The following is a 16,558-nucleotide window of genomic DNA, read 5'->3' as shown; positions in this document are numbered from 1 at the left end:
ACCGATGGAATGGAGGACACAACTTTGGAAGAAAGAACAAAGAACATGACAGAAGCTGTGGAAAGTAAGGAGACGGGTACATTGACACAGGCTGAGCAGTCTCTGGATACACAGGCTGCTGTAGACGAGATCATGAAGAAGTATGATCGTGAGTCAAATACGAGAACCTGGACGGGGGTTCCGGACATCGTGATCAAGGTGCTTCTTGCAGCCTTCTCACTTTTTATGATCTATATGAATCTTTTCGCAGTCTGGGATGAACGTATCAGACGTCCGCTGTTCGTCGGTATAGTTATTCTGTTTATTTTTATTCTTTTCCCCGCAGGAAAGAGTCATCATACAAAGAAGTATAACCGCATCCCGATTTATGACCTGGTGCTTGCGATTCTCGGTTCAGGAAGCTTTTTCTATTTTGTAATCAATAACCGTGAGATCATCAATCACGCAACACGTATCAATCAGACAGAGATCATCCTCGGCGTTATCGGTATACTGGTGCTGGCTGAGTGCTGCCGCCGAGTTACCGGTATTCCTATCGTTATCGTTGCAGGTCTGTTCGTGGTTTATGCATTTACTACAGGTTCTTCACTTCGTAAGATAGTTTACAACCTTTTCTATACAACCACAGGTGTTATCGGAACTCCGATCGGTGTCTGCAGTACATACATCGTGCTTTTCATCATTTTCGGTGCCTTCCTTGAGGCTACCGGTATCTCAGAGTTCTTTATCCAGTGTGCCAATGCTCTTGCCGGATCTGCCACTGGCGGCCCCGCAAAGGTTTCCGTTATCTCCAGTGCACTTTGCGGTATGGTTTCCGGTTCCTCAGTTGGTAATACAGTTACAACAGGTTCAGTTACCATCCCTATGATGAAGGAGACAGGCTTCCCGGGAGATTTCGCGGGAGCAGTTGAGGCGGCTTCATCTACAGGCGGACAGATCATGCCTCCTATCATGGGAGCAGCCGCATTCCTTATGGCTGAGATGATAGGTGTTCCTTACTCAAATATCGTAGTCAGAGCCATACTTCCTGCTATACTTTACTTTACAGGTATTTTCCTCATGGTTCACCTTCGTGCCAAGAGGCTGGGACTCAAGGGTATACCTAAGGAGAATCTTCCTAAGTGGAAGGACCTGCTTCCGAAGATATATCTTCTGATTCCTCTTGCGGCTCTTATCTACCTTATCTGTGCAGGCTACACCATGAGCCGTGCAGCTATCATCGCTACGGTGCTTTGTATCGTAGTCAGCATGTTCGACAAGAACCACCGTATGACTCCGAAGGATATATTTGCAGCCCTCGTTACAGGTGCGAAGAACACACTTTCAATCGCGGCTGCTTGCGGTATTGCCGGAATCATCGCAGGTGTTGTAACTATGACCGGTCTCGGTCAGGTATTTATTTCAGCCATCGTGGGTGTATCACACGGAAATCTGTTTATCGCACTTTTCCTTACCATGCTTTGCTGTATCATCCTCGGAATGGGTGTTCCTACAACAGCTACATACATAATCATGGCTACAACATGTGCGCCTATCCTTACAACAGGTATGGGACTGAATGCACTTAGTGCGAACATGTTTGTATTCTACTTCGGTATCGTTGCTGATATAACACCGCCTGTAGCTCTTGCTGCCTATGCAGGTTCTGCCATCGCGAAGGCTGACCCTATGAAGACGGCGTTCAATGCTACAAGACTTGCTATTGGTGCATTCCTGGTTCCATACATTTTCTCACTGAATCCGGCTATGCTCCTTATCGATACTGACGGAATAGGTGTTGTGATGATCGTTATCACCAGTTTCATCGGAATGTTCGCCATCTCCGCAGCACTTGAAGGATACACCATCAGACCTATCAATATGGTCACACGTATCCTGTGTGCTCTTGCAGGACTTATGATGCTTTATCCCGGAACTATCACGGATATTATCGGTATAGCTATCATTGCTGCCATTATCGGTTTAGAGGTGGTAAGGGGAAAGGGGCCTGAAAAGGCAAAGAAGGTAGCCTGAACGTCATAGCATCATTTGAGATATGCGGATATCTGTTATATGACAGAGTCCGGAGGCTTTTCAACGATTTAAGATTATATTCAGAGAATGCTGTTAAAGACCAGTTTCTGAACAAAGATCACTCTTTGCTCAGAGGCTGGTCTTTCTTTGTATACCTGAAGGAATGGTAAAACGATGAAACAATAACTATACATCAGGTGATTTTATTATTTTTTTAAAAGTAAAGGACGATATATAGATGAATAACATTTTACGCTTCTGCAAAAGCGCCTGATAAATTGAGAAGTATGATCTGAGAGGAATCAACATGGATGATAAAATTATATTCAGAAAAAAGAGTTTAGATCATATATCAAATCCGGAGCAGATCGACGATTACATAAAGATCTCGTCTCCGACCATATGGCTGATACTTGCTGCGATCCTTATCGTACTGGTTGGAAGCATTATCTGGGGTGTCTATGGTGTACTTGCAATTGAGACCCCTGATGGTGTGCAGTACATAGCTCCGATAAGATATCTCTTGAGTTGAAGTTTAAACGGAACAGCTATTATGGAAAAAGAAAAAAAGAAAAAAATAAAACAGCCTGTAAAGGGCAGGGTCGCAAAGGTGCCGGTCATCATGCAGATGGAGGCCCTGGAATGTGGTGCTGCCTGCCTGGCAATGATCCTTGCCTACTATAGAAAATGGATCCCTCTTGAACAGATGAGGGAGGACTGCGGTGTATCCAGAGATGGAGCAAAGGCAGGAAATCTCACAAGAGCAGCCAGATCATATGGGCTCAATGCAAAAGGTTATTTTTACGAGATAAATAACCTGAAAGAGAAGGCGACATTTCCATGTATCATACACTGGGGCTTCAATCATTTTGTGGTGCTCAAAGGATTTCGTGGAAAGAAAGTATATCTAAATGATCCTGCAAAGGGAGATATAATCGTAAGTGATGAGGAATTAGATCTGGAATATACCGGAATCTGTCTGATATTTTCTCCGGGGGAGGAGTTCTGTCCTTCCGGAAAACGAAAGAGTATCATGGAATATGCTTCCGGATATCTGAAGGGAACCGGAGGAACTATAGCTTTTGTTGCGGCAATGACGGCTATCATGTCATTTACAAGTCTGATTTTGACCGGTTTTTCACGTTTCTTCCTGGATGTTATGCTGGGAGGACGGAATCAGGAGCTTTTGATGCCATTTATCATAGCGATGTCGGTTTTTACAGGGATCTTTATACTGTCTGGCTGTATGCGGGCGGTTTTTTCCTATCGTGTCAGAGGAAAGTTTGCCGCTACTGAAAACACTTCTTACTTCTGGCATGTTCTGAGGCTTCCCATGAAGTTTTTTACACAGCGTATGTCGGGAGATATAGAGCAGAGAAGAAAGCAGAGTGCCAATATAGCAAACCAGATGATCGATCTCTTTGCTCCTCTAGCGATAAATATATTTATGCTGATTTTCTATCTGATTGTCATGCTTCAGCACTCGGTGATCATGACCATAGTGGGTGTAGTTTCTGTGGTGCTGAATGTCATTGTGGTATGGCGATGCAGTGTCAGGCAGATCAATGTTTCCCGAGTGCTGCTCAGGGATGCAGCCAAACTGTATGGTGCAACGGTATCGGGTATCAGGACCATAGAAAGTCTGAAAGCCGGAGGAGCTGAAATAGGTTTTTTCAGAAAATGGGCGGGATATCAGGCAGGCATGAATTCTCAGCGAGTACGTTATATAAAGCTGGATTCTTATCTGGGAACTATACCGGAGATCATCATCGCTCTTGTTAACGATATCATCCTTGTGATGGGAGTTTATATGGTCATGATAGAAAAATTCACACCCGGTATGGTGCTGGCTTTTTCCGGTCTTTTGACCAGGTTCTTTACTCCTGCCCAATCTCTTGTTCTGGCGGGGTGGAGACTGCAGGAGATGAAAACACAGATTGAACGTATAGATGATGTCATGAATTATCCGATGGATCCTGTTTTTAATAGTGAAAAAGAGACAGCGGGCAAAGAAAATGAAGAACCGATTAAAAAGCTGACAGGACAGCTGAGTGTTCGTGATCTCAGCTTCGGATATGCGAAACTTTCTCCTCCGTTGATCGAAGGCATAAATCTGGAACTTTATCCCGGTAAAAGTGTAGCATTCGTAGGCGGATCAGGATCCGGAAAAAGTACCATAGGGCGATTGATCTCCGGATTATGTAAGCCCTGGGGCGGAGAGATACTCTATGATGGAAAACATATAGAGGAGATCGACAGAGATGTCTTTACATCATCTGTTGCCGTTGTTAATCAGGATATCATAATGTTTGAGGACACTATATCCAACAACATACGTATGTGGGATCGTTCTATCGAGGATTTCGATATAGTTCTTGCAGCAAGAGATGCGCAGATACATGATGATATCGTTCAGCGTGAAGGAGGTTACCAGCATCGGATGATAGAAGGTGGTCAGGATTTTTCGGGAGGTCAGAAACAGCGAATGGAAATCGCGAGAGTGCTGGCACAGGATCCTACACTTATTATTCTGGACGAAGCGACCAGTACTCTTGATGCAAAGACAGAACATGAGGTGGTTCGTTCCATCAGGAACAGAGGCATTACCAGTATCGTCATAGCGCACCGTTTATCAACTATCCGTGACTGCGACGAAATCATAGTCATCGACCATGGTAAAGTCGTTGAAAGAGGTACCCACAATGAACTTATGGCGAAAAACGGGGTATATTTTGGTCTTGTATCAAATGAATGAGGTGATTTGATGAACCTGTTTGAAGAGCAGATAAACCAGAGAAAAAAGTTTGACAGAGATGTTTTTGAGGAATCCTGTCTTCGTATAGCAGGCTCTATTATGGGCAAGAAGCTTTACACTGCTCTGAATGACGAAAGAAATCAGTCGCAGGATGCCGTAGAAGCTATACTTAAGTATTATCATGTAAAGAAAAGAGAAGTTCCGTATGACATGATAACCTTTGAAGAGATACTGGAATTTCTTCTGCGTCCATCCGGGATATTTACTAGAACTGTGGCGTTAAAAAGCGGCTGGAGATTTGACGCTTACGGAGCGATGCTCACGACATTTAAGAATGGTGGGCAGCCTGTTGCGCTTATTCCTAAGGGAATCAAAGGATATCAGTATCTGGATCCTTCGACCGGGGAGACAAAATCTGTAAACGCGGCGACAGAGGCTCTGTTTTCGAATGAAGCCATCGTATTTTATAAGCCGTTTCCAAATGAAAAGCTGGGGATAAAGGAATTATATGCCTACATCTTTGAAAATATCGGTGTCAAACCGCTTCTGATATATCATTGCATCGTACTGGTCGGAACCTTGATCGGTGCCATACTGCCATATCTTTCAAAGAGTCTGTTTTCTGATGTCATACCTTCGGGACAGTTTACCGGACTTATTGCCGTCTCGGTGTTTATGATTTCTGTTTCACTGGGAAGAGGACTGTTTGGAATCATACAGAAGCTGTACCTGAAAAATATTTCCATAGGCATAAACATGCAGGTGGAAAGCGCGACTATGATGAGGGTGCTTTCGCTGCCTACTTCTTTTTTTAAAGACTATTCATCAGGCGATCTCGCACTTCGTGTAGATTATATGAATGTCCTGGTCTCACAGCTGGTAGAAATGGGTCTGTCGGGGATAGTCACATTTCTCTATTCATTTGTCTATATTTTTCAGCTCTTTTCATTTTCACCGGCTCTGGCATGGCCGGGGTTATGTGTGACTGTTCTGGTACTGCTGGTAAATATTGTGTCAACACATGAACAGGCAAAAATAAGACGTGCGCAGATGGAGCTGGAGGCTAAAGAGAGTGGACTTTCAGTTGCTATGTTTTCCGGTGTTGAGAAGATAAGGCTTTCGGGCGCGGAAAAAAGAGCATTTGCAAAATGGGGCAAAAGTTACGCAGAACAGGCTGGACTGCTCTATGGCCCGCCATTTTTTATAAAGATCAGCACGGTCATAGCTGATGCGATCCCGCTTATCGGGCTTATAGTGATATATTATTCTGCTATAAAATCAGGCGTGAATGTAGGTGAGTTCTATGCCTTCAACACGGCTTTCGGATTTGTGACGGGTGCTTATATGACCCTTCAGATGGTTATCGAACCACTGTCTAGGGTCAAACCCAGTCTCGAAATGGTCAAGCCTATTACTGAGACGCTTCCTGAAGTTTCAGAAGAGAAAACAGTGGTAAAAAAACTGATGGGAGCCATTGAGCTGAGCCATGTTTCGTTCAGGTATAAAGAGAACATGCCCATGATTCTCAATAATCTGAGTCTGAGGATACGGGCTGGACAGTATGTGGCGATAACCGGAAAAACAGGATGCGGGAAGAGTACTTTGCTGAGACTTTTGCTGGGGTTTGAGAAGCCGTTGAAAGGTGCTATCTACTATGACGGACGAAATCTGGATACATTAAATATAAAATCTGTACGTTCAAAGATAGGTACAGTGCTGCAGAACAGTCAGTTGTTTCCGGGAGATATATTTACGAATATAGTTGCGGCACACTCGGAGCTTACAATTGATGATGCCTGGGAGGCTGCGGAGACTGTACAGATCGCGGATGATATCAGAGCTATGCCTATGCAGATGTCTACAATTATCACAGAGGGTGGCGGTAGCATATCAGGCGGTCAGCGGCAGAGACTCATGATAGCCAGAGCTATAGTTTCCAAGCCGAAGATACTTATGTTTGATGAGGCTACCAGCGCGCTGGATAACATAACACAGAAGCAGGTATCAGAATCACTGGACAGGCTTAAATGTACCAGACTCGTCATAGCACACAGGCTTTCCACAGTGAAAAACTGTGACAGGATCATCGTGCTGGATGAAGGTCGTATAGCAGAAGACGGAACATATGAAGAATTGATGGAAAAGAATGGAATCTTTGCGGATCTGTTCAAGCGTCAGATGGTGGAGTGATGAATTCCTGTTTGAGTACAAGCCCAACCTGATAGGCTACGCCTGGTATATTTCACAATATTTATATATACAAAAAAGGTGCGCCTGCAGAGCCGCTGTTCTGACGGGTAATGAGGATAAAAATAGATAAAATCTTCAGTCGGAATTGCTTGGATCTGTGATAAAATACATAGTTAGAAGATATAAAATATAAAACAGGTGACATTATATTATTTGGCTAAGAACATTATTTTTGGGGTTCATATAAAGAGGGAGGAGTAAATATGAATGTGATAGTTTTTACCTGTTCAATGGCGGTCAGCTTTTCTTTGGCTTTTTGGCAAAAGAAAAAGGAAACTTTGGATTTCAAGTTTCTGTTTTATATTTTTATTGCATTTATATTATTCCTGAGTTTCTGTACACAACAGAATGTCGAAGCTGTTAATGATGCAATTGCCGGTATGAATTTAAGCGAAGGTCTGACGCTTTCATTAACTCAGAATTCGTCAATTATCATAGCTATCTTTACTAATATCATTTTTCTTATAAGTTCAAAGCTGTTTGGATTTTTGAACAATTGGTTATATAAGGACAAAAATAAATTCAGTATTTCTAAATATGAGAGGATATGGTTATATATCCTGGCTTTGATTTTTACCCTTCTTAAGGGATATTTGCTTGTGCTTAACAATCATTCCGAAAAAAATGTTTTCACTCCGTATGTGATAGCATTTCTATGTATGATCGTGATTCAGATGATAGAAAATATAGGTAGCTGTAAAGATTTTAATAACTGTATATCTGTGATCAAGACAGAGAGGAAGATGTTTTTATACAGTTTCATTATTTTCATTCTGTTCTGTATATACGAGTTTAATTCTGACAGTATTCCATTAACGATGATAGATGCCATGTGTATAGTGATTGGATACTTAGGCGGAATTGTTATTGCTTTGAATCCGGTATAGAGTATCATAAAAAGACGTATGAAAGGGTCGCCGTATTTGAGGCGACCTTTTGTATGAATATATAAATGATTGTAATGGAGTGGATACCAAAACTCAGCTGTAATAAAGGAGTCTTAAATGGCTGAATGTAGAGTATGTTGCCATCATTGCCAAATCAGTGAAGGCAGACATGGATTTTGTGGTGTCAGGACCTGTAGGGATGGAGTCATCGTTCCAGAGAATTACGGGATGATCACTTCTATCGCTCTTGATCCTGTAGAGAAAAAGCCTCTTCGCAGATTCATGCCGGGAAGTTGGATTCTTTCAGTCGGAAGCTATGGCTGTAACCTACGCTGCCCGTTTTGTCAGAATTATCGAATCTCATGGTCTGTAGAGGCTGAAAACTCTAAACGGGAAGCCCGGTTTGTTGCTCCGGAGTATCTGGCAAAAATAGCGGAAGATCAAAAGAGAAACGGGAATATAGGGGTTGCTTTTACCTATAACGAGCCGTTGATCTCATACGAGTATGTTATGGATACAGCCAGAATACTTGAGAAAAATGGGTTGAAGACTGTGATGGTCACAAATGGAATGGCAGATACTTCTGAAGTCAGTGAGCTGTTTTCGTATATTGATGCCATGAATATAGATCTGAAAGGTTTTACTGACAGATATTATAGTGAAGTGCTGAAGGGCGACCGGAGGATGGTAATGGAGTTCATTATGGAAGCAGTGAAGCACAGCCATGTGGAATTAACGACACTTATTATCCCGGGTGAAAATGACTCAGAGGAAGAGATGGACGAATTAAGTAGATGGGTGAGCAGACTTGATTCGGAAATACCACTTCACATTTCGAGATTTTTTCCAAGGTTTCATATGCAGGACAGATATGCTACTCCGGTAGAAAAGATATATCGTCTGAAAGCTGTGGCGGAAAGGAATTTGAGATATGTGTATACGGGTAACTGCTGAGGATGACATCCGTATTCTATAAAGCATTTAGAAAATAAAATATCTATCAAAGGGAGGTCATATGGTTGATTACGGCTTAAAAGACAGAGTAGTGATAGTTACCGGTGTAAATAATCCTCAGGGGATTGGTGCGGCAACCGCATTTGCTTTTGCCCGGGAAGGAGCAAAGCTTGGGCTGGTATATAAAAAGATATCCCGGGATTATGATAAAGAAAAGACTGATAAAAACGGTCCGGACAGATATTTTGCTGCTAATGCCGGAGATGCGGAAATCGTTGAAAGTAAGCTCAGGAAAATGAATGCGGAATATATCATGATGGAAAGTGATATCAGCGATGAAGATTCCGTAAAGGAAATATATGCTGAGGTGATTAAACGATACGGAAAGGCAGATATTCTTGTTAACAATGCTGCAGATGGCGACATGGATGGAATAGATACCATAGAGACTATCACGAAGACTGTTATAGATGATACATTTGCTGTCAATGTACGCGGAACTATCCTGATGATAAGAGAGTTCATCAGACAACGTGGAGATTACGGAAGGATCATCAATTTTTCGACAGATTCAGCACAGGTCTTTGCGGGGCAGATCACTTATGGTGCAAGTAAGGCAACATTGGAGGCCCTTACCCGGAGTATCTCCCTTGAGGTTGCGAAGTATGGCATCACAGTAAATTGTGTAGCACCGGGCCCCACTCAGACAGGATGGATAGACGAGGAACTGGAAAAAGCTGTTATTCCCCTCATACCTATGGGGAAACTGATACAACCGGAAGATATCGCGGAATCTATTCTGTTCCTCGCCAGCGAGCAGGCAAGATTCCTTACCGGACAGGTGATAAAAGTGTCCGGTGGTCATGCCCTGTGATCCTTTTATAATGTGGGAGGAACGTGAAGTAGCATAGTGCGAGGTCCGATATCGACCTGTGACGTTCTCGTCATAAAGTTCCCAGCCTGAATTCATTTTTGTCCGAGTTATCCTGTTGGAAGTATTCAGGGTATTCATTTGTTATCCTGCTGTCATCAAATTCAGGACGGCGGATATGATGGAGCATGGCGTCAATGGCGTTTTTCTGATCATTTTTTTCAAGAAGTCTTACTATATTTTCGTGCTGCTCGATGGAGCTTTTTGCTGCGGCTTCATCCTGCACGAAAAGAATACGCATGCGATCATAATGTCCGCACTGCTGTTTTATGATATCCCATGACATGGTCTCTTCAACAGCCGCGAATAAAAGACTGTGGAATGTATCATCAGCGTTCAAAAAGCTGACAAAATCACGGTCTTTAACACAGTTTCTTTGCTTTGTGATATTGGCCATCATATTGAAGATGGTCTGTTCTTTTATTTCTGAGGTTCCGTGCTCCATAAATTTACGCACGATTCCAAGCTCCAGACTTTCTCTTAGAAATTTTTCCTGATTTGCACGTTTCAGATTAATCTTTGAAACCGTTGTTTCTTTCTGTGGAATCATCTCCACAAGTCCCTGCTCCTGAAGCTTGAGAAAAGCCTCTCTGACAGGAGTTCTGCTCACATTCAGTTTTGTTGCTATCTCCTGTGTGCTCATGGTCTGTCCGGGCTTAAGGTGCAGTGACAAAATATTCCTTCTGAGCTCTTCATAAACCTGTGTCTGAATTGATTTAGCCATTCTATGATGCCTCCCAACAAAAAGCTAGTATGTTAGTATATTAGCACACGTAAAAACAACTTGTACATAGAGCGTATAAAAAAGTGAGGAAAGTCGATATATTTATGCAATGTGCACAAATTACGAACGGCGAATACATCCAAAATGCAAATAGACCACTAACATACTAACATGCTAGTATGACAGTATGATTTCAATTTTTAAAAGTTTACGGAAAAAAGTAGAAACACTAAGGAGGTAATTATGAAACGATTCACAGCAACTATTCTTGCAGGAACTATGGCGGCTATGTCGCTTATGGGATGCGGCTCAAGTACGGCATCTGCACCGGCCACAACTGCAGCAGCCGCAGGTTCAAAGGAAGAAAATACCACAACCGCAGCGCCAGCACCGGCATCAGCAGGAGGTACTTATACACTTAAAGTAAATACAGCTCTTACGGAGAACGATCCTCTTTACATCGCCCTTACAGATGTATTTGAAAAAACTGTAGAAGAAAAAACCAATGGTGATGTGCAGGTTGAAGTTTACTCAGGATCTCAGCTCGGAAGCGATGAAGATGTTTTGGAGCAGGCATTGGTAGGAGATGCTGTAGGAGTTATCACTGATCCGGGTCGACTCAGTAATTATGTATATAACATTGGCGTACTTCAGGCTCCGTATATCGCAGACAGCTATGAGGATGCCCTTGAGTTATTTGAGACCGATACCTATAAGGGTGTTGCGAAGGAAGTTGAGGACAACGGCTTCAAGATCCTTTCCTTCAACTATTTTCAGGGCGAGCGAGAGCTTTTTACGAAGAATCCTGTAAAGTCTCCTGAGGATCTCAAGGGACAGCGTATTCGTTCATCAGGATCACAGGTAGTTACAAGTACACTTGAAGCTATGGGTGCCAATACTTCTGTCATGGCATGGTCAGAGGCATATCAGGCACTTCAGCAGCAGGTTATCGAGGGTGTTGAGGTTCACCTTTCTGCAGCAGTAGGTTCTTCAATGCAGGAAGTAACAAAGTACCTTGCGTTTACAGGACATCAGCAGCTTCTCACAGGACTTGTTATTTCAGGTTCATGGTTTGATAAGCTTCCTGATGATTATAAGACTATCCTTGAGGATGCAAGCTTTGAGGCCGGCAAGTATGCTTCTGAGCAGGTCATTGCAAGAAATGATGAATATCTGAAGACCTTACAGGACGGCGGGATCGAAGTTGTTGATTGCGACAAGGATGCTTTCAAGAAGGCTTGTGAAAAAGTTTATGATGAACTTAAGTACACAGAGATCAAGGCTCAGCTTGACGCAGAACTTGCGAAGTAAGCATTAGCATTGAAGTAGGAGAACATGATGATTAAAACCATTGAAAATGGACTGAATAAGCTTGAGACCGTGATAGTGTGCGTGGGACTGGCTGTACTGATCATAACGGTTTTTGCAGCAGCGGTACTCAGATTTTTCGGAATCGATATGTCTATGTCGACTGATATTGCCCAGCTGGTTTTTGCATGGGTGAGCTTCATAGGTGCAGATCTTGCGATGCGTAAGAACAAGCACATGGGAGTAGATATGCTTTTGAACAAGTTCCCGCCTTTTCTGCAGAATCTGATATGGGTGTTCAATTATATACTGATCTTTATTTTCCTTGTGGTTGTTACATATTACGGTGTTGATCTTTGCATCAGAAATGCTGCGAGAAAATACCAGACATTATATATCAGCTACTCCTATGCAACTGTAAGTTGTCCCATCGGATGCTTCCTGATGGCTATAACTTCATTAAAGAGATTGGTAGAGCATGCGCACATGCTGCTCTGCCCCACAAAGAGAAATCCTGATGCAAAGGAGGCTGTTGCATGATCTATCTTGGAATTTCATTTTTCGTACTGCTGGCAATCGGCGTTCCTATCGCATTCACTGTAGGTCTTTCTGCCATGGCATACTTCCTTTCCGGACAGGTGCCTATGCAGATCGTGGTACAGAAGATGGTCAGTTCGACACAGTCATTTTCACTTCTTGCAGTCCCCTTTTTCGTTCTTGCAGGAAATCTCATGAACGAGACGGGAATCACTTCAAGACTCATCAAATTCTGTAATCTCGTAACAGGACATATGAGGGGCGGTCTTGCTCAGGTATCAGTGCTTCTTTCATGTCTAATGGGCGGAATTTCCGGTTCAGCTACAGCAGATGCTGCCATGGAGAGCCGTATTCTGGGACCTGATATGGAAAAGCGTGGCTATTCAACCGGTTTTACAGCTGCAATCCTCGCCATGGGCGGTCTCATCACTTCAACTATACCGCCATCACTCGGACTTATCCTCTATGGCGTGACCGGTGAGGTCTCTATAGGAAGATTGTTTTTAGGCGGACTTGTACCGGGGATTCTGATGACAGCCGCTCTCATGATAGCAGTTGCGGTCATCTCAAAGAAAAGAGACTATAAGCCTGAGCATGAGAAATTCCCGTCCCTTCAGGAGGTTTTCAAGGGACTCATCGACAATATCTGGGCGCTTTTGTTCCCTGTTATCCTCATCGTCGGCATACGTTTTGGTATCTTCACACCATCTGAGGCAGGAGCATTTGCAGTAGTATATGCATTGGTGATCGGAATGTTCGTTTATAAGGAGCTGACAGTAAAGAAGCTCATAGAATGTCTATCTACTACGGCAATCGACCTTGCTGTCATTATGTTCATCATCATTTGTTCCAATGCTTTCGGCTATGCCATCGTCACAGGGCGTTTACCGCAGACTCTTGCCACAGCTATCACAGCATTGTCAAACAACAAATATGTAGTGCTCTTTGTTGTCATGCTGTTTGTGTTCTTTGCAGGAATGTTCATGGAGGCAACTGCCAATGTTCTTCTCCTGACACCGATCTTCCTCCCTATCATGCAGAACTACGGGATAGATCCTGTGCACTTCGGAGTCATGTATATGATCCTCATCACCATGGGAGGAATGACACCTCCTATCGGAGTTACTATGTATACGACATGTTCGATTCTGGGATGTTCGGTGGAGACTTATACAAAGGAGTCTATTCCTTTTGTAGCGGCTATCGTGGTACTGCTTGTGCTGCTTGCAGCGTTCCCTCAGCTTGTGCTGTTCCTGCCGAATCTGGTTTACGGCTAAAAGTCTGAATAAAAAATTTGATTGGAGATAAATAGAATGAGATTATCGAGAGAAGAGATACATCAGGAAATAAAGCGTGTTTTTATGAAGTACGGTCTTCCTGAGGATAAGGCTGAGATATGTGCCGGGATTCATACAGAATCGACTTATGACGGCATATATTCCCACGGAATCAACAGAGTAGCCAGATTTGCCGATTATCTTAAGAAGGGATGGGTTTCTCCTGGTGCAGATCCTACCGTAGAGAAGGATCTCGGGGCAGTAAAGATCATCAACGGAAATATGGGGCCGGGAATACTCAATGCACTTTTCAGTGCAGATCAGGCTATGGAGATGGCTGAGAAATACGGCATAGGTATGGTGGGATTAAAGAACACAACTCACTGGATGAGAGGCGGCACCTATGGAAAGTATGTTGCGGAAAAGGGTTATGTAGCCATCATGTGGACCAACACAGAGGCTTGTATGCCGGCATGGGGGTCAAAGGAATGCCGCCTGGGTAACAATCCCTTTGTTATGGCGTGCCCGGGGCCTAAAGATGGTCCCGTGATGCTTCTCGATATGGCGATCAGTCAGTATGCCTACGGAAAGCTTCAGGTGCTTCGTCTCGCAGGAAAGAAGCTGCCTCTTCCCGGTGGATTTGATAAGGACGGAAATATTACCGACGACCCGGGAGCTATAGAAGAATCTATGCGTATTATGCCCATAGGTTACTGGAAGGGCTCGAGCTTTTCAGCCATGCTGGATATTCTGGGCGCGATCTTAAGCGATGGCGTAGGTGCGGCAGATCTCAATGCTTCTGAAAAGGGCTCCTGTGGCGGATGCTCTCAGGTGATGATAGTCATAGATCCTGAGAAGATCTCCGACGGAGATAAGATGAGAGAGACTATTAGAAGAGAGATAGAGTATATCAAGGGTGGAGAGCCTTCTGAAGACAGTAACGGAGTTCATGTGCCGGGTGAGGGCATGGAAAAATTCCATAGGGATCACGACGAGAACGGAATCTTCGTTGACGATTCGGTATGGGAAGAGATAAAGGCATTATGATTCTCTGGGATAGCAGAACAATTGATCCAAGCCCCATTTAAATACTGATTTACGGCGGAAATGGGAAAACTGTTTCCGCTGTTTTATTGAAATAAGGATTTCTATCGGCTGATATGTCATATGAAGGTAAAGCGGAATTGAGCAGGGTTATTTTGCTGCTCGTTTGGAGGATTAGATGATAGTTGATCATATCAAAAATATCGAAAGATATAGAGGAATAGATGATAATGTGCTGAAAGCATTAAGTTACATAAAGGAATTTGCGTCGGATACATCTAGGAAAGATGGAAAGTATGAGCTTGTTCCAGGAGAGATCATACTTCATGTCATTACAAAAGAAACTCACGACAGAAGTGATGCAAGGATGGAGATTCATAAAAATTTCATGGATATACACTACATAATAAAAGGGGCAGAAAGTTGTTATGTATCAGAACTGCCTTCCATGGAGGAGATAGATTACAGTGAAGAGACTGATAATGGATTCTGGGATTGTCAGGATACCGGAAGGATACAGATCAAAGAAGGTGAGTTCTATTCAGTGTGGCCATTGGAGCCCCATTGTCCATTGTGTAATGCCGGTGATGAAAAAAGACTGATCCGAAAGATAATAGCTAAGGTTAAAGTGAACCGGTAAAAGCATTAACGGAAAATTGGTATGATGCCTGTTAGAACAACAGGCTGTGAAGCAGATACTTAGAGTTAATGCCAACATTAACAGAGGAGGGTGTAAAATAATGGAAAAAATAAAGGCAGTTCAGATAGAAAGTCCCGATAAGCTTAGGATCATAGAGATGAATAAACCAAAGATAGATTCCTGCAACAATGTGCTTGTAAAGATAAAGGCTGCTGGGATTTGTGGTTCTGACGTAGGCATTTACAAAGGTACCAATGCGGCAGCAACATATCCCAGAGTCATTGGACATGAAATGGTGGGTGAAGTTGTGGAGACAGATGGTAAAACAGAAAAGATCAAGGTCGGAGACAGAGTTATCATAGATCAGGTTACATCCTGTGGTACATGCTACGCCTGCAGGCATGGAAGACCGAATGTGTGTCAGAACCTTCAGGTAAGAGGTGTTCATATTGATGGCGGATACAGAGAGTATATGGCGGTTCCGGAAGAGGACTGCTATATACTTCCGGAAAAACTACGATATGAAGATGCGGTTCTTATCGAGCCAACTACCATAGCAGTTCAGGCTTGTTCGAGAGCAGAACTAAAGGAAGAGGACGAGCTTCTGATCATAGGCTGTGGTGCGCTTGGAAGCAGAATGCTCAGCATAGCGAGACTTTATGGATGTAAGATAATTGTAGCGGATGTGGTAGACGAAAAGCTGGAAGACGCAAGGAAAAACGGAGCTGACTTTACTATAAATCTGTTAAAGGAAAATATAGAAGAGAAGTGCAAAGAGTACACTACAGAGGCATATGGTCCGACAGTTACTATCGATTGTGCCTGCACTAAGGATTCTCTGGGAACAGCGATAAAGGTGACGGGAAATGCAGGAAGAGTTATCACTATGGGCTTTTCAGTCGCCCCGACAGAAGTGACTAATTTCGGAATCACATCCAAAGAACTGGATATACGTGGATCCAGACTTCAGAACAGAAAATTTCAGGAAGTTATCGATCTTGTTGATGAAGGAAAGATAGATCTGAATAATAAGATATCTCATACCTTTAAGTTCACAGATGCACAGGCGGCTTTTGATTTCAACGATACCCATGATCCGTCTATAAGAAAAATAGTTCTTACAATGGATGAATGATCACTTATATAGCGATTCTGAGGTCTGTTCCAGGATATAGCCATAGTTCATTTCTGACTCCAACGATGCTTGAATAATTCAAAGATTTTTTATAAAAATAATA

14 protein-coding genes are annotated in these 16,558 nt (G+C 43.1%); 13 read left to right on the top strand and 1 reads right to left on the bottom strand.

What is annotated here, in order from left to right; genetic code table 11:
- Positions 1–24: 24 nt before the first annotated feature.
- From BXO88_RS06620 to BXO88_RS06590, 7 genes are all read left to right on the top strand, one after another.
- On the top strand, positions 25–2,013 hold the full coding sequence (locus tag BXO88_RS06620; RefSeq protein WP_330395098.1) for a TRAP transporter permease: 1,989 nt from the start codon (positions 25–27) through the stop codon (positions 2,011–2,013).
- Positions 2,014–2,320: 307 nt separating this feature from the next.
- The gene (locus BXO88_RS06615) at positions 2,321–2,545 is read left to right on the top strand and encodes a hypothetical protein (protein WP_078036965.1); all 225 of its coding nucleotides are present in this window, start codon (positions 2,321–2,323) and stop codon (positions 2,543–2,545) included.
- A 21-nt stretch (positions 2,546–2,566) separates the two neighbouring features.
- Positions 2,567–4,768, top strand: coding sequence for an NHLP family bacteriocin export ABC transporter peptidase/permease/ATPase subunit (locus tag BXO88_RS06610; RefSeq protein WP_078036964.1), 2,202 nt, complete (start codon positions 2,567–2,569; stop codon positions 4,766–4,768).
- Between the two features lie 9 nt (positions 4,769–4,777).
- Positions 4,778–6,958, top strand: coding sequence for an NHLP bacteriocin export ABC transporter permease/ATPase subunit (locus tag BXO88_RS06605; RefSeq protein WP_078036963.1), 2,181 nt, complete (start codon positions 4,778–4,780; stop codon positions 6,956–6,958).
- A 263-nt stretch (positions 6,959–7,221) separates the two neighbouring features.
- Entirely contained in the window at positions 7,222–7,905 is a 684-nt protein-coding gene (locus BXO88_RS06600; protein ID WP_078036962.1) for a hypothetical protein, read from the top strand.
- 117 nt (positions 7,906–8,022) lie between these two features.
- Complete coding sequence (gene amrS, locus BXO88_RS06595) at positions 8,023–8,859, top strand: AmmeMemoRadiSam system radical SAM enzyme (RefSeq protein WP_078036961.1); 837 nt, start codon at positions 8,023–8,025, stop codon at positions 8,857–8,859.
- A gap of 61 nt (positions 8,860–8,920) precedes the next feature.
- Entirely contained in the window at positions 8,921–9,733 is an 813-nt protein-coding gene (locus BXO88_RS06590; protein ID WP_078036960.1) for an SDR family NAD(P)-dependent oxidoreductase, read from the top strand.
- A 70-nt stretch (positions 9,734–9,803) separates the two neighbouring features.
- Here BXO88_RS06590 and BXO88_RS06585 read toward each other — a convergent pair whose 3' ends face one another.
- Complete coding sequence (locus tag BXO88_RS06585; RefSeq protein WP_078036959.1) at positions 9,804–10,514, bottom strand: GntR family transcriptional regulator; 711 nt, start codon at positions 10,512–10,514, stop codon at positions 9,804–9,806.
- Between the two features lie 243 nt (positions 10,515–10,757).
- Here BXO88_RS06585 and BXO88_RS06580 point away from each other — a divergent pair, with 243 nt between their 5' ends.
- The 6 genes from BXO88_RS06580 to BXO88_RS06555 all read left to right on the top strand — a co-directional run bounded on the left by BXO88_RS06580 (position 10,758) and on the right by BXO88_RS06555 (position 16,455).
- Positions 10,758–11,825, top strand: coding sequence for a C4-dicarboxylate TRAP transporter substrate-binding protein (locus BXO88_RS06580; RefSeq protein ID WP_078036958.1), 1,068 nt, complete (start codon positions 10,758–10,760; stop codon positions 11,823–11,825).
- Between the two features lie 27 nt (positions 11,826–11,852).
- Positions 11,853–12,362: a TRAP transporter small permease gene (locus BXO88_RS06575; protein WP_168171636.1), complete on the top strand. Its 510-nt coding sequence runs from the start codon at positions 11,853–11,855 to the stop codon at positions 12,360–12,362.
- The gene (locus BXO88_RS06570) at positions 12,359–13,636 is read left to right on the top strand and encodes a TRAP transporter large permease (RefSeq protein WP_078036956.1); all 1,278 of its coding nucleotides are present in this window, start codon (positions 12,359–12,361) and stop codon (positions 13,634–13,636) included. The genes BXO88_RS06575 and BXO88_RS06570 overlap by 4 nt, the downstream gene beginning before the upstream one ends.
- Before the next feature lie 36 nt (positions 13,637–13,672).
- Complete coding sequence (yiaK, locus tag BXO88_RS06565) at positions 13,673–14,683, top strand: 3-dehydro-L-gulonate 2-dehydrogenase (RefSeq protein ID WP_078036955.1); 1,011 nt, start codon at positions 13,673–13,675, stop codon at positions 14,681–14,683.
- Positions 14,684–14,858: 175 nt separating this feature from the next.
- On the top strand, positions 14,859–15,320 hold the full coding sequence (locus BXO88_RS06560) for a YhcH/YjgK/YiaL family protein (protein ID WP_078036954.1): 462 nt from the start codon (positions 14,859–14,861) through the stop codon (positions 15,318–15,320).
- Between the two features lie 109 nt (positions 15,321–15,429).
- Positions 15,430–16,455, top strand: coding sequence for a zinc-binding alcohol dehydrogenase family protein (locus BXO88_RS06555; protein WP_078037030.1), 1,026 nt, complete (start codon positions 15,430–15,432; stop codon positions 16,453–16,455).
- Positions 16,456–16,558: the final 103 nt, after the last annotated feature.

The sequence above is a fragment of the Oribacterium sp. C9 genome, from assembly GCF_002007235.1.
GTDB lineage: Bacteria > Bacillota > Clostridia > Lachnospirales > Lachnospiraceae > Oribacterium.
This window is presented reverse-complemented; position numbering and strand designations above follow the sequence as displayed.